Source organism: Variovorax xiamenensis, from assembly GCF_050916385.1.
GTDB lineage: Bacteria > Pseudomonadota > Gammaproteobacteria > Burkholderiales > Burkholderiaceae_C > Variovorax.
This window is the reverse complement of record NZ_CP139038.1, coordinates 2,337,315-2,356,880: the sequence shown is the minus strand read 5'-3', so window position 1 is coordinate 2,356,880 and position 19,566 is coordinate 2,337,315. Positions and strand designations below refer to the sequence as shown.

The following is a 19,566-nucleotide window of genomic DNA, read 5'->3' as shown; positions in this document are numbered from 1 at the left end:
GGAGCGCGCCTTCATGTCACGCATCGGCGTTCTCGGCGGCATGGGCCCATCGGCAACGGTGGACTTCATGGACAAGATCATCCAGCTCACCCCCGCCACGCGCGACCAGGAGCACCTGCCGGTGATCGTGGCGAACCTGCCGCACGTGCCCGACCGCTCCAGCGCCATCCTGGGCACCGGCCCCGATCCGCTGGACGCGCTGCTCGCGGGCATCGACGTGCTCAACGACGCCGGCGTGGGCGTGATCGCCATTCCCTGCAACTCGTCGCACCACTGGTACGCGCAGATCGCAGCTCACAGCCGCGCGCCGGTGATCCACATCGCGCAGTCGTGCGTGGCCGCGATCGCCACCGCACCGGACGACCGGCCGATGCGGGTGGCGGTGCTCGCCACGCGCGGCGCGCTGGCCTCGGGCTTCTACCAGCAGGCGCTGCGCGAGCGCGGCATCGACTTCCTCGTACCCGATACCGCCACCGGCCAGGACCACGTGGACGCCTGCATCCGCGCCGTGAAGGGCGGCGACATCGACGCCGGCGCGGCCGCATTCGGGCGCGCACTGGAAGCGCTGGCCGCCACCGGCGCCACCGCCGTGATCATGGGCTGCACCGAACTTCCCATCGCCGCGCAGGCCGCGCATGCCGCCGAGCACACGCCCCTCACCCTGGTCGACAGCTCGCTCGAACTGGCCCGCGCCACGGTCGCCTTCGCGCTCGACAAGGGATGGAACAAGCCGACATGGGTTTCCTGACGCGCATGTCCCACAGCCTGTTCGCCCTGCTCGTGTGCATGGCGGCAGGCGGTGTCGCGGGCGTGTACCTGCCCGTGGCGGGCGACGTGGCATATGCGGTGGCGCAGGTCTACCTGTCGATCGTGAGCATGGCGGCCATTCCGCTGCTGGTGGTAGCCACCTTCTTCGGCCTGCGCCAGACCATGGGGCTGCCCTTTCCGGGGCGGCGCATCCTGATGATCGCGGGCCTCGCGCTGCTGTTGGTGACGAGCTGCGCGGCGGCCGGTCTGGCGCTGGGCTGGATCAACGCGCCGGGCACGCAGCTCGACGCCGCGTCGCGCACCCACCTGGGCGAACTGGTGCAGAGGGCCGGCGACGGCGGCGACATCGAGATGCGGCTGCACGACAACGGCATGCAGGCGACGCCCATCGAGCGCCCGCGCGCCACGCTGCTGCCCGACAACTTCTTCCGCGTGCTGGCGGAGGGCCGCTCGCTGGGCATCCTCTCGTGCGCGCTGCTCTTCGGGCTGGCCTTCGCAGCGCTCGCGCGCACGCAGCACACGGCGCTCAACCACATGTTCGAGGGCATCTACCGCACGCTCGAGCTCATCATCGCGCGCGCCAACATCCTGCTGCCGGTGGTGGCCTTCGGCATGTCGGCGCACGTGCTGTCGCAGACCGACGCCGTGACCATCCGCGCGATGAGCGGCTTCCTGCTGCATTTCGTGGTGCTGGTGGCGCTGCTGGGTGCGCTGGCCATCGCGGTGATCCACCGGCGCGGCAACCAGCCGCTGGCCGAGGTGCTGCAGCACCTGAAGACGCCGATGCTTGTGAGCCTGATGTCGTCGAGCACCACGGCGAGCATTCCGCACACCATCGAGGCGATGAGCGCGCGCCTGGGCTTCAGCCGCGGCATCGTGGAACTGGTGGTGCCCACGGCCTCGGTGTTCCTGCGCGCGGGCTCGGCGCTCTACTACGTGCTGGCGGCGCTTTTCGTCGCCAACCTCTACGACCGCACGCTGGGCGCGGCCGACATCGCGACCATCGGCATCGGCGCGACCATCGCGGCCTTTGCCTCGGCCGGCAACAACAGCATGACCAACGTGGGCTACGCGGGCATCGTGCTGTCGATGCTGCAGCTGCCCATCGAGGCCGCGCTGGCGCTTTTCCTGGCCATCGACCTGATCTGCGAGGGCCCGCGCAACGTGCTGACGCTGCTGGCCACCTGCGCGCTGATCTCCGTGGTGTCCGCGGGCCTGCCCTCCGAGCGCGTGACGGCTCCCGCCGCGGAGACCGCGCCGGCGCAGCCGCTGCGCTTCGTGTTCGCACGCGGGCACGTCGCGCTGCTGGCGGGCTGCAGCGTGCTGGCCTCGGTGCTGATCCTGCTGATGGGCATCGCCGTGGGCGTGCGGCAGGCGCAGTCGGCGGTCACGCACGCATCTTCCGCCACGGCGAACACAGGAATTCCGCGATGAACCGGACGACGAAGAACTTTCTCAGGTGGATGGCGGCGCTGCTGCTCCTCTCTTTGCTCGCCGCGTGCGGCAGCCTCTTTCCCAAGGGCACGCGCGTGAACTGGAACGAGCTCACGCTCTCGGCCGCGCCCGGCGCCAACCAGAACAGCCCCATCGCGGTCGACGTGGTGATGGTGCTCGACGACGCCATGCTCGCCCGCGTGACCGAACTCACGGCCGCCAAGTGGTTCGGCGCGCGCGCCGACCTGCAGAAGACCTTTCCGCAGAGCCTGTCGTACCTCTCGTGGGAGCTGGTGCCCGGGCAGACGATCCGCGTGCCCTCGGGCGCCATCGGCTCGCCGCGCGTGGCGGCGGTGCTCGTCTTCGCGAACTACACGACGCCCGGTGCGAACCGCATCCGGGTGGAAGACCTCAAGGGCTCGATCGTCGCCCGCTTCGATGCACAGAGCTTCGACGTGTCCGCCGCGTCGCGTTGAACAACCCGGATTTTTCTCAAGTGAACACCGAATTCCATTCCAGCCGTGCGGGAGAACACCATGTCTGACCTGCACCGCGCCGCCCCCATCACCGACCGCGTCGAGTGGCACGAAGGCATGCTGCTGTCGCCGCAGCACTTCCAGCAGTTCTCCTCGCGCATGGACACCCTCGTCGCCTGGCAGATGCTGGCCGCCGCGCCCTTCGCCTGGGGCGTGCGCCGCCTCGTGTTCGACCAGGGACTGCTGCCCGCCGGCCTGCTGCGCGTGCTGTCGCTCGAAGCCATCCTGCCGGACGGCACCGCGATTCAGTTCTCGGCCGCCGAGGCCGCGCACGGCGCACTCGAACTCTCGCTTGCGCCGTATGCGGAGCGGCTGGCCAACGAGCCGCTGGACATCTACCTCACGCTGCCGGTGACCGCGCCCAACCGCCATCGCGCCGCTACCGTGCGCTTCCGCTCGGTGGCCGGCGCGCCGGTGGAAGACGCGGTGTCGGACGCCGAGCCCGCGAACATCCCGCGCATGCTGCCGCGCCTCGCGCTCAGCGCCGGCACAGTGCCCCCTGGCACCCACGTGCACCTGCGCCTGGGCCAGGTGTTCAAGGACAACGAGGTGGTGAAGCTGGGCGATGCGCAACCGCCGCTGCTGGAGGTGGCGCGCGACAACCCGCTGTGGACCGCCGCCTCCGCCCTGCTGGGCCAGCTGCGCGGCAAGGCCGCCTTCGTGGCCAAGCAGACTGCCGTGCCCTCCTCGCGCATCGATGACCGCCTTGCCCACCTGGAGCTGAAGGACCGGCTGCGCAGCCTGCTGTCGGGCCTGCCGCACGCGGAGGCCGTGCTGCGCACGCCGCACCTGCATCCGCTGCCGATGTACTGGTCGCTGTGCGCGCTGCTGGCCTCGCTGAGCCTGCTGCGCCCCGGTGGCGTGCCGCCGGTGCCAATGGACTACGACCATGCCGACCCGTCGCGCGTGTTCCAGCCGCTGCTGCTGGCGCTGCGCGATGCGGTGTCGGAAGTCAGCCAGGAGTACCGCGAGCACAAGTTCGATTTCCGCCAGGGCGCCTTCGAGACCACGCTGCAGCCGCAGTGGGTGGCCGGCGCACGCATCGTGATCGGCCTGCGCGGCCAGTCCGACAAGGACCTGCTGGCCTGGATGGACAGTGCCATCGTCGGCTCGCAGTCGGCCTACCCCTCGCTGCGCGAGCGCCGCGTGCTGGGCGCGGTGCGCCGCTGCATCGAGTCGGCCGACGAGCTCGGCCTGCGCACCGGCTCGGGCTACCTGCTCTACGCGATCCAGACCAGCGCGGCGCTGACCGTTCCCGGCGAACTGCTGGTGATCGCCAACGCCAATGAGGGCGCCACCGCGCAGCCTCCGCAGGAAATCGTGCTGTTCATCAAGGACTGACGCCTCATGGCACGCAACCTCCCCGACCTTGCGGTCGACGACCACATCACGAGGCAGTTCCGCGCCTTCTACGACGAGATCGTGAAGGCACGCGACCGCACCGCCGAATCGCGCGAGAGCGACATCGACGCGGTGGCGCAGACGCTGGCGCGCCACCTGGAGAACCTGCTGGAGCTGCAGTCGCTCGAATCGCGCCGCGAGAGTTCGCGCTTCGAGCTGGAGAACGTGGCCGACGCGCGCTACCTAAAGGCCGCGCTGGCCGACGAGATCCTGCTGCACACGCCGTGGATCGGCCGCGAGCACTGGACGGGCCACCTGCTGGAGTCGTCGCTGTTCCGCACCAACATCGCGGGCGACCTGGTGTTCAGCCGCATCGAGGAGCTGCTCTCGGGCCGCGAGCCCTCCAAGCGCGACATCGCTCGGCTGTACCTCTTCGCCCTCGCGCTGGGCTTCCAGGGCAAGTACCGAGGCGCGGGCGAGGAAGCCCGCCTGCTCGGCTACCGCGAGGAACTCTTCCAGTTCGTCTACCAGCGGCCGGCCGACTTCTCGGGCCGAGATCGCGTGGTGTCCGAGCGGGCCTACGCGAGCACGCTCTCGCACATCGCGCCGCGCAAGCTGCCCACGCTGAGCCGCTGGACGGTGCTCTTCCTGCTGGGCGTGGCCACGCTGCTGGCGGTGTCGGAACTTCTGTGGCTGTGGCAGTCGTGGCCGGTGCGGCAGGTGCTGCAGCCGGGGTCGGTCGAAGCATCGGGGGCCTACCAGCGATGAACGACACGCGTCTCCACAGCATTCACCGGAGGTCGTCGCGATGCTGACGGACCAGCTCTTCCTCATTTCCATCGCGGTGCTGACGCTGGTGGTGCTGCTCGTGCTCGGCATGGTGCTGTACTTCGCGGCGCGGCGCTCGCACGCCAAGCCGTCGAGCGACCCGAAGGTCGCGCGCATCCGCTTCGACTCGCTGCGCAGTTCGTTCCGCCAGGCGGTCGAGCTGATCGAAGGCAACATCGCCTCGCGCGCGGACCGCTACGGCATCCCTTGGATCATGCTGCTCAACGAGGGCGACGACCACCGGCAGCTGCCCATCGAACAGTCGGGCGTGGCGAGCGCGCTGAGCACCGAATCGGCCTCGGCGGCGGCCACGCAGGGCATCTCGTGGCACTTCTTCGATCGTGGCGTGGTCATCGACATCCAGGGCGCGTACCTCGGCTCGCCCGATGACGACGACGCCTCCGAGAAGCCGTGGGACGAGTTCCTGGGCATGTGCCGCGCCTACCGGCCGCAGCGGCCCTTCGACTCGGTGGTCATCACCATTCCGGCGGCGCTGCTGCTGGACGACAGCACCGACGGGCGGCTCGAGCTTTCGAAGCGCGCCAAGCTCGCGCACCGCCGCCTGTGGCTTGCCCAGAACCGCTTCGCGATGCGCTTCGCGGTGTACGTTCTGGTGACCGGCGCGGAGCAGCTCGAAGGCTTCAGCGCCTTCGCGAGCGCCCTGCCCGAGCCGCTGCGCGCGAGCATGCTGGGCTGGTCTTCGCCTTACGACCTGTCGACGACCTATCAGCCGGCGTGGGTCGACGAGGCGGTGGGCACCGTGGTGCGCTCGGTGTCCGACGTGTCGGCCGAACTCTTCGCCACCGGCACGGAGCCGCAGGGCGCCGGCCCGCAGCTGCTGCTGCCCTCGCGCATCGAGGCGCTGCGCGGCCAGCTGCAGCTGTACGTCGACGAGCTGATGCGCCCGAGCGCGTACCACGAGCCCTTCTTCTTCCGCGGCATCTACCTCACGGGCGACGCCGGCGAGTCGGCGCAGACGGTCGCCGCCATCGATGCCCAGCACGATGCCTACGGCCACAAGGACCTGGAGCCTATCGGCGGGGACCTGATCGCGCAGCTCATGCGCCAGCCGGCCTTCCTGCGCGACCTGTTCGAGAAGAAGATCTTCCTGGAGTACGGCCTCACGCGACCCTCGCGCACGCAGACGCTCACGCGCCCGGTGCTGCACCGCGCGCTGCGCTGGGCGGCGGTGATCTTCCTCGGCGGCTGGGGCATCGGGCTGATGGTCGCCACCTGGCAGCTGCACCGGCACAACGCGACGCTGGTGTCGGCGCTCGCACAGCTGCAGCACGACGCGCAATACCGCATGCGCGCACTGCAGCGGGGCGAGACCATTCCGACCGCCTGGTATCGCAACAAGGCGCTGTCGCTGCTGGCCATGAACGAGCGGCTGCGCACCGACGGCACGTACTCCTTCTTCATGCCCGGCTCGTGGCAGCCCTTCGACGACTTGAACGAGCGCGTGATCGAGCGCATCGAGCGCGAGTTCGGCGACATCGCGGTGAGCACGCTGCGGCGCGAGCTGATGGCCCGCGTGAGTCAGCTCAGCGGCGTGGAGCAGGACGAGGCCACCGGCGAGTTCATCACCGGCGCGAGCTGCGGCCTGCCGCCGAGCTTCAAGACCATCGGCGATGCGCCGCGCAAGAACGGCCTGCTGGTGGAAGACCAGCCCGAGTTCGGCGCGCTGCAGCGCTACCTGGGCTCGGTCGAGCAGCTCGACGCCGCGCTGCAGGCGGTGGAGCGCCTGCGCCAGCCCGCCACCGGCAATGCCGAGGACCTGCGCGTGGCCGTGCGCTACGCGCTGGGTGCCGAGCTGCCGGCCGACCTGAGCCGCAACCTGCGCTACTTCCGCCAGGCGGCCGAAGGCAACGCGCTGGCCATTCCGCTGGCGCCAGTGCAATCGGCACTGCGCTGCGCGCTCGACAAGGGCACGGCGCAACTCGACGCACGGCTCTTCGTCAACAACGAGCTGCTGGTGTCCGAGCAATCGCTCGCGCGGCTGCTGCCTTCGCTCGCGAGCACCGGCACCTTCGCGCGCACCACGGCCAGCTTCCGTGAAGTGATCGCGGCCATCAAGGACCAGGAAGACCTGGTCGCCTCGGGCAAGGGCGGCTGGATGCGCCAGCCGGTGCTGGTGCTGGGCTCTTCCTACGACCGCACCATCGCGCGCATCGAGCAGAACCGGCTGCTGGGGCTGGAGTCGGCCGACGCGGTGCGAGGCCGCGCGCAGGACGCCTTCCAGAAATTCCGCGCCGAGTTCAACCTGCGCTTCGGCGGCTCGCAGCCGGGCTTGGTGTGGCAGGACAAGGATGGCCGCTTCGCGCTGGCGCCCGAACGCATCGCATTGCGCGATGCGCTCACCGCGCTGCTCGCGCAGCCCTTCATGGCCCCCGCGCGCGATCGCGAGCTGCCGGGCGCCGGCATGCGCGGCCTGGCCGCATGGGACCTGCCGCGGCTCGACCAGGCACTGGCCGTCGGCGACATCCGCAAGCGCTACATGAGCGAAGGCCTGCAGTCATTCCCGGCGACGCTGCGCCCCGGCATCGAGGGCGCGCTGAACGCGCATTTCGCGCAGCTGGTGGTCGACCAGGTCGCCGAGGCCGCGAACGGCATGGGCGATGGCGGCCGCGTCACCGACACGCAGGCCTCGGCCTACGAAGCCTCGCGCCAGCGCCTCGCCAAGCTCCAGGCGCTGCTCTACGAACTGGGGGCGGGCTCGCGCGCCGAAGACCTGCGCGCGATGGTCTCGCGCGATGCGCTGCAGCGCCTGGAGTCCGTGGACGAGGCCTTCAACCAGTCGGAGCTGTACGCGATGCGCGGGCGCGACTTCCAGGGCTGGCGCGGCGAACGCGGGCCGATGCTGGTGGCCTTCGGCGTATCCGACGTGGGCTCGCTCGCGGCCTACCTGGGCCAGCAGTTCAGCCGCACCGAAATGCTGGGCAAGCTGGCCGACACCTACATCGCGGCGCTCGACGGCGCGGGCGCCGGCTCGGTGCTCGCGCAGCGCTGGCAGGCGATCAACCGCGACCTGGAGCGCTACCGGCTCAAGAACCCGAACAGCAGCCTGCTGCTGCTCGAGCAGTTCCTGGGCACGACCGGTGCCGAGATCGACCGCGAGACCTGCGGTGCCAAGCTCGCCGGCAAGGCGCCGGCGACGCGCGTCGGCGACTACTTCGCCGACCGTCACCAGCAGATCTACAGCGCATTGCTCGCGCGCTGCCAGGAGCTGCAGTTCGGCGACCAGCAGGAGTTGTGGACGCAGTTCTCCACCCGCTTCAACCGCTCGCTGGCAGGCCGCCACCCGTTCGGCCCGGCGACGGGGCGCTCCTTCGAACTCGCCGACCCGGCCGATGTGAACGACCTGGCGCGCGCCTTCGACCCGCTGGCACGCGCGCTGAAGGAGAACCGCGGCGCGGACGCAGGCGTGCGCAACGCAGGCATGCCGGGCGCGGGTGCGCGCCGCTTCACCGAGCAGTTCGCCCGGGCGCGCGACTTCCTGCAGCCGCTGTTCCCGACCGAGGAAGGCGCCTCGCCGGGCTATGACCTGAGCGTGGACTTCCGCGCGAACACCACGGCCGAGATCGAAGGCAACAAGATCATCGACTGGTCCTTCGAGGTGGGCGATCAGGTGCTCAGGCTGCGCGACGCTCCGCGCACGCTGCGCTGGGAATACGGCATGCCGGTGGCGCTGGTGCTGCGCATCGCGAAGGACTCGCCGCTGATGGCACGCGCCGATCCGCAGCAGCACGCGCTCATCACCGACGGCCAGACCGTGAGCTTCCGCTTCGCCGACCCGTGGGCGCTGTTCACGCTGGCGCAGCGGCAGCGCGAAGGCGACCCGGCGCAGCGGCCCGACGGCCGCTCGCAGCTGCTGAAGTTCGAGTTTCCGCTGGTGGCGCAGTCGGCCGGCGACGCCGCGCAAGCGCCCGACGGAGGACGCGCGCGCGTGTTCCTGCGCATCGCCGCCAGCCCCGCCGGAAAGAAGAACGCACTGATCTGGCCCACCGCGTTCCCCGCGCGCGCTCCCGAATGGAACATGCCCTGATGGCCGCCCTGCTCGCTCCCCTGAACATCGCCGAGGCCGGCAGCGCGTTCGCGCCCGACCTCGCGGCCTTTCTCGCGCCGCTGGAAGACGCCATCGACGGCCCCGCCGGCCCATCGCTTCGCTATGACCCCGTCCATGCCCGCATCCGAGATGCGCGCTCGGAGGAGGACGCCAGCCTGCCGATGGGCGAATGGACCCGCCCGCTCAAGAAGGCCGACTGGCGCGCCGTCGAGACGCTGTGCACCGAGGTGCTGCAGCGGCGCAGCAAGGACCTGCAGGTCGCCGCGTGGCTCACCGAGGCCTGGACGCATCGCCATGCGATCGACGGGCTGATCGCCGGGGCCCGCTTGCTCGCAGGCCTGGCGCGCGACTACTGGGGCGAAGTGCACCCGCGCATCGGCGACGACGGCGATGCCGACATGCGCGCGGCCACCTTCGTGTGGATCAACGACACCCTTGCGCAGGCATTGCTGATGCGCGTGCCGCTGCTGGCATGGCCGGATTTTTCTCCGCCGTATATCAACCTGGGGGACTGGCAGCGGGCACTGAGCAGCGAGTACGGCGTTGGGGCGGCGGCTGCCGCGGGCAACGCCAAGTCGAAGGCGAAGGAAGTGGCCGAGGAACCCAGCGCGCAGACGGTGTCGCGCCAGGACATCCTCGACCGTGCCGCGCGAGACCTGCATGCGCTGGCGGCACTCGATGACCAGGTGGCGCTGGCCGTCGACGCCTGGCGCGAACTCGATGCCCTGCTCGACGAGCGCATGGGCATCGACGCGCCCAGCCTGTCGAGGCTGATGGAGATGCTCGCGCGCATGCGGCAGGCGCTGCGCAGCCTGCTGCAGGACCGCGATCCGCGCGACGAAGTGAAGCCCGCCCTGCCGATGGCACCGCCCGCCAACTGGACTGCAGAGAACGACTTCGCGCCCGCCACAACCCCGATGGACGACAGCCACATGAGCGACGCCCCTTCCCCCTCTTTCCCCCACGCCGCGGAGACGCTTCCGCAGCCCCTGGCCAGCGGCCGCATCGGCAGCCGCGCCGAGGCCTATCAACTGCTGGAGCTGGCCGCCGCCTACCTGATGCGCGAGGAGCCGCACAGCCCGACGCCCTATCTGGTGAACCGCGCAGTGGCCTGGGGGCGCATGCCGCTGCCCCAGTTGATGCAGGAAGTGCTGCGCGAGGACGGGGACCTGAATCGCTACTTCTCGATGATCGGCGTCAGGCCGGACCTCTAGAGCGCGCTTGGACAACCTCTATCAGCGCCAATTTCAAGCCCGATGCTACGGAGCCTGCCATGCGAGACAAGTACATCTTCGAACCCACCGGCGCCCCACCAATCCCGGGCTCCCATCTCGCATACATGTGCGGGCTGGTAGCAAGCTACTTCTCCGGACAAAAGGGAGCAAGGAAGTCAGCTGCGGAAACTGCGTCCAAGGCACTGCAGAAAGCGATGTCCGAAAAAAATGGGCAGTCCGACTTCTCATATGTCAAGAAGCACCAGATTGCCTTTGAAGAGAAGTACCTGAGCATCGGCACCGCCACCATAGACCAGTTGGTCGGCAATCTCAAAGAGCGGGTTCTGAGCGACTACCGCGACAGGTACTGGCCGTTCTCATGGGCGCAGCACAACGCCCCCCGTCCCGCTCTGGATTCGATAGGGGCACTCACCCACACCCCGACCGGAACCAATTCATGGAACATCCTCGTCCAAGCGCGGACAACCGTAGGCACGGCGGTCGCTCCAGTCGTCATCGGCAATGTCTACCGCGGCAATGACAGGTTCGAATTGCTCACTCCCCAGCCGCCTGATGTGGTGAACACCATCTACGTCAAGCGCACGAAGCCTCACCAGCATTACATCGGGTATCAGCGAGATGGAGCCCAGCACTTCATCAGAAGATATGTTGCCCGAGGGCTCAACCAGGATGACTCGCTTCAACTCGCCACCAATTCAGCCCTGCGAGCTGCCGGCAGCGGTACATCGGCTTCCGACCTGGAGATTCGCAAGGAAGGCGCCAATGGCAGACACGATGTTGAAGAAGGTTCAGTGCTGAGTCTCGACCAGCAGATCCTGAGTCACACGCGCGGCTGGTACAAGCGTTTCATATCGGCAACCACCACCTCGCGCACTGTCTACTCGACCCGTGGCGAGGAGTTCAGGAGCGTCTTCGGCAAGGTTCTCATCGACCTCGCATTTGTTCCAGGACAGAACATCTACGACCTCCACACGCCAGACGCACTTCATCATTTCAGCACCACAGCAGACGCACTGCTGACCCCGTTCAGTTCAACTCACCAGAATGCAGCCCAGAGGGAGCTTGCCGAGGAACAGCACCTAGCCGCGCGCGACGTCATCAGAACACGCGAAGTACTGATCCGTGCAAGCGTGCCACTCGCGGCCATCCGTTTCAAGGACCTGGGCAAGAAAGTCGTAGCGATCTCGCATCCGGGCACAGACGAGAACGGCTCGGCGACTTTCAAGGCTGTCGAAGGTGCATGGAAGACACAGGGCCTCACTGGCTGGCTGGACGAGGAGACGCTGTCGTACCGGCGCAACCAACGTTGGTACAAGTTCTATCTCTTCGCGAGTGCGGCTGAAGCGACACGCAGGTTCGATGCGGTTCCTGACACGTACAAGGACTTCAAGGAAACCCGGAGTTTCTTCGAGTTCCCGGACACACAGCCTGTCGGCTTCGCCCGCTGACCAGCGGGGCAGGAGCAGCAACCTCAATCACGATTTCCCGCCACCGGCTTGCAGCACGACGCCTGCATGTCGCTCCCTTCTCAAGCTCTTTCCCGACAACGTCACAATGGCCACCTCCGCTCCCCTGTTCAACGCGCTCGCGAGCGCCAAGTTCACGTACAAGTACGAAGTCGTCTGGGCCGAGTTGCCCAGCGGCGAGTTCAACACCAGGACCAAGGCCTGGCTCAAGCTGCTGGGCAAGGTGATCGGCGGCCCTTCCAGCAAGGAGCGCAAGGCGCTCGCGCAGGAGTTCCTGCAGTTTCTCTACGTCTACAAGCAGATGCTGGAGAAGCTCACGCGCGGCACGCATTCGCCCGAGCCCGCCCTGGTGCTGCAGAAGATGAACGACTTCAACGCCGAGTACAAGCGGCAGTTCGGCAGCCTGCTGGACATGCCCATCCTGCGCCTGCCCAACGAGCTCGCGACGGTCGCCGACAAGATGGCCGTGAACGCGGTGCGCCGCGATCTCATCGTGCGCAAGAAGCAGTTGCTCAAGTTCTGGATGGACGGCCTGCGCAACGGCGGTGAACACCTCGACGACGTGTCGCTCTCGCTGCAGTACATGGGCAACAACGAGCCGGCCAAGGTGCGGCTCTTTCTCGATGTGCTGTGCAAGGACCTCACCAAGATCAAGTTCGGCGATCCGCGTCCATGGCTGCAGACCAGTGGCACGGTCGAGACCGGTCTCATGCGCGGTGGCGAGAACGGCAAGTTCAGCAAGGTGACCTGGACCGACGAGGAATTCAAGAAAGCCGTGAAGGCCGAGGCCTCCGTGGGCTACGGCGTGCGTGCCACGGGCGAATGCGTGATCGAGATCACCGGGCTGCGCGCCGAGTTCAAGGCCGAGGCATTCGCCGGCGCATCGGCCAGCGCCGAGGCGGAAGCAAGCTACGAGCGCGGCAAGGGCGTGACGGCCAAGGCGAGCGTCGAGGCGATGGTGGGCGTGAAGATCAAGCTCGACGCGAAGATCGACGTGTCCGACATCTTCCTGATCGAAGCCAGCGCCGAGGCATTCGCGGGCGCGATGGCCAAGGCCGAGGTCGAATTCAACGCCACGGTCGACGGCGTGAAGTTCAAGGTGGACGCCGAGGCCTTCGCCGGTGCGCGCATCAAGGGCGAGGCGTCGCTCTCGGTGCGCATGTGCGGCTACGACATCATCAAGGGCACGGCCAAGGGATCGCTGTCGGCGGGCGTGGGCGCATCCTTCTCGCTGGAGTTCGAATCGTCGGCGTTCGGCGGCTCCAAGCTGGGCATCGAGGCAGACCTGACGGTCGGCGTGGGCGCGGGCGGCGGCGGCGAATTCACCGTGTACCAGGACAACATCGGGCGGGCGTTCAACTCGCTCTACTACAGCGCCTATCTCACGCTGCTGGGGCAATCGAAGGAGCGCGACACCTGGCGCACCTACTTCCGCGACCTGGAGGACAACCAGATCCTCTTCGAGCGGGCCGACAAGATCATCGACGAGGCGCTGACAGCCTGCTACATCGAGTACCAGACGAACTTCACGCAGTTGCAGGCGTGGAAGCAGATGGAGGCGCTGTCGTGCTTCAAGGCCAACAAGCCGATTGCGGATGTGATTGCGCTCTGAGAGCGCTCGTACTCAACCCTGGACATCATGGCGCGCTATACCTGCCTCAACCCAATCTGCGGACGAACCACAGAGAACGCGTGGGTCGCAGTGAAGACATGCCCTCACTGCAAGGGCACCGCCCTGCGCCAGGAGGTCACGGCAACGGTGCCCTCTTCTAGCCAGCCGGTGGTGCGCACAGTGGTCCCTATCGGCAAGGCGACAACGTCGAAGCCACCGAGCAAGGCTACGATCCCGACTCCGACGCCGTCGGGCAAGGCACTGACGGTCGCGATGCCGCCGCATCCGCTTCTATTGAGCGACATTCTTGTTCAGCTCTTCGAGTTGTTCGACGAACGCAGCGTCGGCCTGCTCGCACGGGTATGCAGGCGCTGGCATCAGGCAGCCGTCATCGTGCTGCGGCGCTACGTGGACGATGCACGAGGATTCGGCTCGGGATCGGGCCTCACGATGAAGAGCCAGATACTGGGCCTTCTTGCGACCACGAGGAACCTTTCGCTGGCGGTAGACAAGTTCATGCCGATCAGCCCCGGCGACGGGGGCAGCATCCTGGCATACATCGTCAAGCACAAGATCAAGCTCACGCTCAAGCTGGGCACGCCGAACCCGAAGCTGCAGGAACAGTTGCTCAGGGCCTCCCAGGATCCGACCTTCATCTACAAATACGCGGAAATCCGGGAGTTGGCGCGCAAGCGCGAGGAGCCCGCCCTCCTCGACTACGAAAGCGAGACCGTCACCCAGTTCGGCAGCTTGAAACTCAAGCTGCCCGGCGGGCACACGCAGACGGGGCTGATGCACAACAAGTTCTGGATACTGGACAACGACGGCATCGTCACCGGCTCGCCCAACGTGAGCTTCTCCGCCATGGACGGCGGCAACTTCGAGAGCTGCATCTACATCCGCAGCGCCAAGCTTGCACCGCTCTACCAGCGCTACTTCCAGCTGCTGAGCACCCCCTACTCCGTCGACTCGGAGGATTGGCAGGCCTTCGGCCAGCAGCTCGCGCAATACAACAGCAAATCCGTCCGCGTGCAAGCCGCCTTCGCGCCCACCATCAACATCAGCGACTTCATCGTGGAAAACCTGCGGGATGCGGTGAAGATCACAGTGCGGCAATTCCTTGTGAGCACTGCCGGCCGCGACGACGACTACAGCGTCGTGCCTTTTCTGTGCTGGATGGCGAAAGAAGGCGCGGAAGTGGAAGTCTTCCTAGACGAGGCGGCCTACGACAAATACGGATTCGTACAGGCCGCCGCCTCGCAGCTGATGCGAAGCGGCGGCAAGGTCTATGTTCAGACGCCCGTGACAGTGGTGGGCGGACAGGAGCGGCTGCAACACGACAAGCTGATTCTTGCAACCCTTCACAACGGAGTGAAGCGCACGCTTCTGGGCAGCGCTGGCGCCACTGTCAGCGTGATCGCCAACATCAATGCCGAGAATTTTCTCTGCCTGGACCTTCCCACCGTCTACGACGAACTGATGGAGCACCACCAGAACACACGCAAAGGCGGTACCACCAAGGTGCTGGTCCCGAGAAAGTACTGATATGCCGAGGGCGCCGCACGCCGCCGCCCCGCTCACACCGCCCCGTGCGCCTCCACATACAGCGCATAAAGCGAATGGCTGCTCGCCATGTAGAGCCGGTTGCGCTTGGGCCCGCCGAACTCCAGGTTCGCGCAGCGCTCGGGCAGGCGGATGAAGCCGATGGGCTTGCCCTGCGGGTTGAAGACCTTCACGCCGTCCATTTCCTCCGACTTGCCGGTGGGCAGGTAGGCCTTCATACCGCCGCCGACGTCGGTGGGCTCGGACGCGATGGCGCCTGAATGACCCCAGCCGCACCAGAGGTTGCCGTCGCGGTCGACGCGGAAGCCGTCGAGCGAGCCTGGGCCATCGGCGTCGATGAGCTTGGTCTTGTTCGAGACGCTCGTGCCGTCCTGTGACACGTCGTAGCTCCAGATGCTTCGGTTGGGCGTTCCCTTCCACTCGACGACGTAGAGCTTCTTCTCGTCGGGCGAGAACGCGATGCCGTTCGGGTTGACGAGGTCGGTGATGACCGCGGTGAGCTTGCCGTCCGTTGCGATGCGATAGACGTTCGTCGTTGCCTGCTCGGAGGCTGCCCTGCTGCCCTCCCATTCGCCGTTGATGCCGAAGGTGGGGTCGGTGAACCAGACCGTCTCGTCGGACTTCACGACGATGTCGTTCGGCGCGTTGAGGCGCTTGCCCTGGTAGTTGTCGGCCAGCACGGTGGTGCGGCCGTCCTTCTCGGTGCGAACCACGCGTCGCGTCACCGAGTGCTCGCAGGTGACGAGCCGGCCCTGGCGGTCGCGGGTGTTGCCGTTGGCGTAGTTGACGCCTGTCTTGTGCACGCTGAACTTGCCGGTCTTCTCGTCGTACTTCATGAGCCGGTTGTTCGGGATGTCGCTCAGCAGCAGGTAGCCATGCTCGGGAAAGTACACGGGGCCCTCGGCCCAGCGCATGCCGGACCCGAGTTGCTCCAGCGTGCTGCTATAGAGCCGGTACCTGGTGAAGCTCGGGTCGAGGATCAGCACCGCCGGATCGGGGTAGCGCTGGCTGGGCTTGAAGTCGAAGGATTGCGCACCGGCAATTCCGGTGAGAGCGGCGGTGCCGACGCCCGCGGCCGTCTTCAGGAATCGGCGCCGTTCGTTGTCGGTCTTGTTCTGCATCGGATGTCTCCTTGGATGGTTGTTCGAGGATGCCCGGTCAGTCGGCCACCGCACCCGACTTCTTCACCAGCTCGGCCCAGCGTGGAATCTCCCTGGCCATGTGATCGCGCAGCTCCTCGGGCGTGCTGCCCACGAGTTCCATCGCGAGCTGGCCGGAGAGCTTGGCCTGCACGTCGGGCTGGTGCAGCGCCTTCACGATCTCGGCATTGAGGCGCTGCACGATCGGCTTGGGCGTGCCCTTGGGCGCGTACACCGCTTGCCAGGACGACATCTCGAAGCCCGGGATGCCCGACTCGATCATGGTCGGCAGGTCGGGCACCAGGGCGATGCGCTTGGCGGTGGTTACCGCCAGCAGCTTGAGCTTGCCGCTCTTGACCAGCGGCAGCGCTGCCGTCACCTGGTCGAACATGAAGGGCACCTGCCCCGCGGCCACGTCGGTCAATGCCGGAGGCGTTCCCTTGTACGGCACATGGGTGAGCTTCACGCCGATGAGGTCGGCGAACATCTCGCCCGCGAGGTGCGTCGAAGTGCCGGAGCCCGACGAAGCGAAGGTGCGCTTGCTCTCGTCCTTCTTCAGCAGCGCGACGAGCTCGGCCACCGAATTCACGCCGAGCTGGCTGTTGACGATGAGCACGTTGGGCAGGCGCGCGACCAGCGATACGGGCTCGAAGTCCTTCATCGGGTCGTAGGAGAGCTTCTTGTAGAGGCTGGCGTTGATGGCGTGCGTGCTGATGGTTCCGCCGAAGAGCGTGTAGCCGTCGGGCGCGGCCTTGGCCACGTAGGCGGCACCAATGCCACCGGCCTGGCCGGGCTTGTTGTCGACCACCACCGACTGCTTGAGGCTCTCGCCGAGCTTCTGTGCCAGCGTGCGGCCGACGATGTCGGTGGAGCCACCGGGAGTGAACGGCACGACGTACACGATCGGCTTGGCGGCGGGCCATTCGGTTGTCTGGGCCGGCGCGGCCAGCGGAACGAGCGCAGCCGAAAGCAGCGCCGCGGCGAGGCGGATGAAACGCATGTCTTGTCTCCTTGGATTTCTGTTGTCGATGCGGGCTCAGCGGCCGTTGGCCTGGCGCCACGCCGCGAAGTCGGTGCGGCTCTGCTCCTCGGTGGGCGGATAGAGGCCGAGGATGGAGCGGCCTTCGAGCACCTTCTCCTGCACGAAGTCTTCGAAGGCAGTCATCTCGGTGGCCTCGGCGGCGATCTCGTCGGCCATGTGGGCCGGGATCACGATCACGCCCTCGGCGTCGCCCACGATCACATCGCCGGGGAACACGGGCGCGTCGCCGCAGCCGATGGGCACGTTGATGTCGATGGCCTGGTGCAGCGTGAGGTTGGTGGGCGCGCTGGGGCGCTGGTGGTAGGCGGAAAAGCCGAGCTTCGCGATGTCGGGGCTGTCGCGAAAGCCCCCGTCGGTGACCACACCGGCCACGCCGCGCTTCATGAGCCGGGTGACGAGGATGCCGCCGGCCGATGCGGCGCGCGCGTCCTTGCGACTGTCGATGACGAGCACCGCGCCCTCGGGGCACTGCTCCACGGCCTTGCGCTGCGGATGGTCGCGGTCGAGGAAGACGCTGATCTGGTTCAGGTCTTCACGCGCCGGCATGTAGCGCAGCGTGAAGGCCTCGCCCACCATGTTGGGCAAGCCGGGGTTGAGCGGACGCACATCCTGGATGAACTGGTGGCGCAGGCCGCGCTTGAACAGGGCCGTACAAAGGGTGGCGGTGCTCACCTTCATGAGCTGCTCGCGGGTGGCGGGATTCACGTGTGGTCTCCGTTGTCGAGATGAAGTCGGGTTGAAGGACGGGTCAGAAGATGTCGGGCTCGGGCACCGGCTTGCCGAAGCTGGTCTCGAGGAAGTCGAAGTCGCAGCCTTCGTCGGCCTGCCTGATGTGGCGGCCGAACATCCAGCCGTAGCCGCGTTCGTAGCGAGGCGGCGGAGGTGTCCATGCGGCCTTGCGGCGTGCGAGTTCTTCGTCGTCGATCTCGAGGTGGATGCGACGCGCGGGCACGTCGACCGTGATGCGGTCGCCCGTCTGCACCAGTGCGAGCGGCCCGCCGATGGCCGCTTCGGGCGAGCAGTGCAGCAGGCAGCCGCCGTAGCTGGTGCCGCTCATGCGTGCATCGGAGAGACGCAGCATGTCCTTCACGCCCTGCTTCAGCAGCTTGGTCGGAATGGGCAGCATGCCCCACTCGGGCATGCCGGCGCCGCGCGGGCCGGCATTGCGCAGCACGAGGATGTCTTCGCCCGTCACGTCGAGTTCCGGGTCTTCCACCGCCTTCTTGAGCGACGGGTAGTCGTCGAACACCAGCGCACGGCCGGTGTGCTTCAACAGGTGCGGCGCGCAGGCGCTGGGCTTGATGATCACGCCGTCGGGCGCGAGGTTGCCGCGCAGCACGGCCAGCGCGCCTTCGGCGTAGATGGGGTTCGACAGCGGCCGGATCACGTCGTCGTTGTAGACCTCGGCGCCTTCGATGTTCTCGCCGATGCTGCGGCCGTTGACAGTGAGCGCGTCGGTGCGCAGGTGGCCGCGGATGCGCTCCAGCATTGCGGGCAGGCCGCCCGCATAGAAGAAGTCTTCCATCAGGTAGGCATCGCCGCTGGGCCGGATGTTGGCGATGACAGGCACGCGGCGGCTGAAGGCATCGAAGTCTTCGAGGCTCACCGCGTGGCCGGCGCGGCGCGACATCGCGATCAGGTGGATGACGGCGTTGGTGCTGCAGCCCATGGCCATCGCGCAGGCGATGCCGTTCTCGAAGTTGGCTCGGGTGAGCATCTTCGCGGGCGTGAGGTCTTCCCACACCATCTCGACGATGCGGCGGCCGCAGTCGGCGCTCATGCGGATGTGGTTGGCATCGGCCGCAGGAATGCTCGATGCGCCCGGTAGCGTCAGGCCCACCGCCTCGGCGATGCCCATCATGGTGGCGGCCGTGCCCATGGTCATGCAGGTGCCGTGGCTGCGGGCAATGCCGGCTTCCATCTCGGCCCATGCCTGCTCGCCAAGGCGGCCGGCACGGCGCTCGTCCCAGTATTTGAAGGCGTCGGAGCCCGAGCCGAGCACCTTGCCCTTCCAGTTGCCGCGCAGCATGGGGCCGGCCGGCAGGTAGATGAAGGGAATGCCCATGCTGAGCGCGCCCATCGTGAGGCCGGGCGTGGTCTTGTCGCAGCCGCCCATCAGCACGGCGCCATCGATCGGATGGCTGCGCAGCAGTTCTTCGGTTTCCATCGCGAGGAAGTTGCGATAGAGCATGGTCGTGGGCTTGACCATGCTTTCCGAAAGCGAGATTGCAGGCAGCTCGAGCGGGAAGCCTCCCGCCTGCAGCACGCCGCGCTTCACGTCTTCCACGCGCTGCTTGAAATGCGAGTGGCACTGGTTGGCGTCGCTCCAGGTGTTGACGATGGCGATGACGGGCTTGCCCATCCAGTCGGCGTAGCTGTAGCCCATCTGCAGCACGCGCGAGCGGTGGCCGAAGGAGCGGAAATCGTCAGGCGCGAACCAGCGGGCGCTGCGAAGGGATTCGTAGGTGCGTTTCGTCAAGGGTTGTCTCCATGGCCGCTGCGTGAAAGGTGCGGCCTTGCCGACCTTCGCCGGCGT

The 19,566-nt window shown here is 67.3% G+C and carries 14 protein-coding genes; 10 read left to right on the top strand and 4 right to left on the bottom strand.

Annotated features, from left to right (window positions below):
- The first annotated feature begins 13 nt into the window (after positions 1–13).
- The 10 genes from SFB74_RS10325 (at position 14) to SFB74_RS10280 (ending at position 14,831) form a co-directional block, all read left to right on the top strand.
- Positions 14–748, top strand: a complete 735-nt coding sequence (locus SFB74_RS10325; RefSeq protein ID WP_432730719.1) for an aspartate/glutamate racemase family protein — start codon at positions 14–16, stop codon at positions 746–748.
- On the top strand, positions 736–2,202 hold the full coding sequence (locus tag SFB74_RS10320; RefSeq protein ID WP_432730718.1) for a dicarboxylate/amino acid:cation symporter: 1,467 nt from the start codon (positions 736–738) through the stop codon (positions 2,200–2,202). The genes SFB74_RS10325 and SFB74_RS10320 overlap by 13 nt, the downstream gene beginning before the upstream one ends.
- Positions 2,199–2,678: a hypothetical protein gene (locus tag SFB74_RS10315; protein ID WP_432730717.1), complete on the top strand. Its 480-nt coding sequence runs from the start codon at positions 2,199–2,201 to the stop codon at positions 2,676–2,678. Before SFB74_RS10320 ends, SFB74_RS10315 begins: the two co-directional genes overlap by 4 nt.
- A 60-nt stretch (positions 2,679–2,738) precedes the next feature.
- Positions 2,739–4,079 carry a type VI secretion system baseplate subunit TssK gene (tssK, locus tag SFB74_RS10310; RefSeq protein WP_432730716.1) on the top strand — a complete coding sequence of 447 codons (1,341 nt, stop codon included), beginning with the start codon at positions 2,739–2,741 and terminating at the stop codon, positions 4,077–4,079.
- 6 nt (positions 4,080–4,085) lie between these two features.
- Entirely contained in the window at positions 4,086–4,847 is a 762-nt protein-coding gene (locus tag SFB74_RS10305) for a DotU family type IV/VI secretion system protein (RefSeq protein WP_432730715.1), read from the top strand.
- 40 nt (positions 4,848–4,887) lie between these two features.
- Positions 4,888–8,952 (top strand): type VI secretion system protein, encoded by a 4,065-nt coding sequence (locus tag SFB74_RS10300; protein ID WP_432730713.1) that lies wholly within the window; start codon positions 4,888–4,890, stop codon positions 8,950–8,952.
- On the top strand, positions 8,952–10,187 hold the full coding sequence (gene tssA, locus SFB74_RS10295) for a type VI secretion system protein TssA (protein ID WP_432730712.1): 1,236 nt from the start codon (positions 8,952–8,954) through the stop codon (positions 10,185–10,187). Before SFB74_RS10300 ends, tssA begins: the two co-directional genes overlap by 1 nt.
- A gap of 59 nt (positions 10,188–10,246) precedes the next feature.
- Positions 10,247–11,656 (top strand): hypothetical protein, encoded by a 1,410-nt coding sequence (locus SFB74_RS10290; protein ID WP_432730711.1) that lies wholly within the window; start codon positions 10,247–10,249, stop codon positions 11,654–11,656.
- Positions 11,657–11,762: 106 nt separating this feature from the next.
- Entirely contained in the window at positions 11,763–13,286 is a 1,524-nt protein-coding gene (locus SFB74_RS10285) for a hypothetical protein (protein ID WP_432730710.1), read from the top strand.
- 27 nt (positions 13,287–13,313) lie between these two features.
- Positions 13,314–14,831 carry a phospholipase D-like domain-containing protein gene (locus SFB74_RS10280; protein WP_432730708.1) on the top strand — a complete coding sequence of 506 codons (1,518 nt, stop codon included), beginning with the start codon at positions 13,314–13,316 and terminating at the stop codon, positions 14,829–14,831.
- 32 nt (positions 14,832–14,863) lie between these two features.
- Here the strand turns inward: SFB74_RS10280 and SFB74_RS10275 are convergent, their stop codons facing one another.
- The 4 genes from SFB74_RS10275 to araD are packed head-to-tail and all read right to left on the bottom strand — an operon-like array spanning position 14,864 to position 19,509.
- Entirely contained in the window at positions 14,864–15,970 is a 1,107-nt protein-coding gene (locus SFB74_RS10275; RefSeq protein ID WP_432730707.1) for an SMP-30/gluconolactonase/LRE family protein, read from the bottom strand.
- Between the two features lie 37 nt (positions 15,971–16,007).
- The gene (locus tag SFB74_RS10270; RefSeq protein ID WP_432730706.1) at positions 16,008–16,988 is read right to left on the bottom strand and encodes a Bug family tripartite tricarboxylate transporter substrate binding protein; all 981 of its coding nucleotides are present in this window, start codon (positions 16,986–16,988) and stop codon (positions 16,008–16,010) included.
- A 36-nt stretch (positions 16,989–17,024) separates the two neighbouring features.
- Positions 17,025–17,735 carry a ribonuclease activity regulator RraA gene (locus SFB74_RS10265; RefSeq protein ID WP_432730705.1) on the bottom strand — a complete coding sequence of 237 codons (711 nt, stop codon included), beginning with the start codon at positions 17,733–17,735 and terminating at the stop codon, positions 17,025–17,027.
- 43 nt (positions 17,736–17,778) lie between these two features.
- Positions 17,779–19,509, bottom strand: a complete 1,731-nt coding sequence (gene araD, locus SFB74_RS10260) for an L-arabinonate dehydratase (RefSeq protein ID WP_432730704.1) — start codon at positions 19,507–19,509, stop codon at positions 17,779–17,781.
- Positions 19,510–19,566 lie beyond the last annotated feature (57 nt).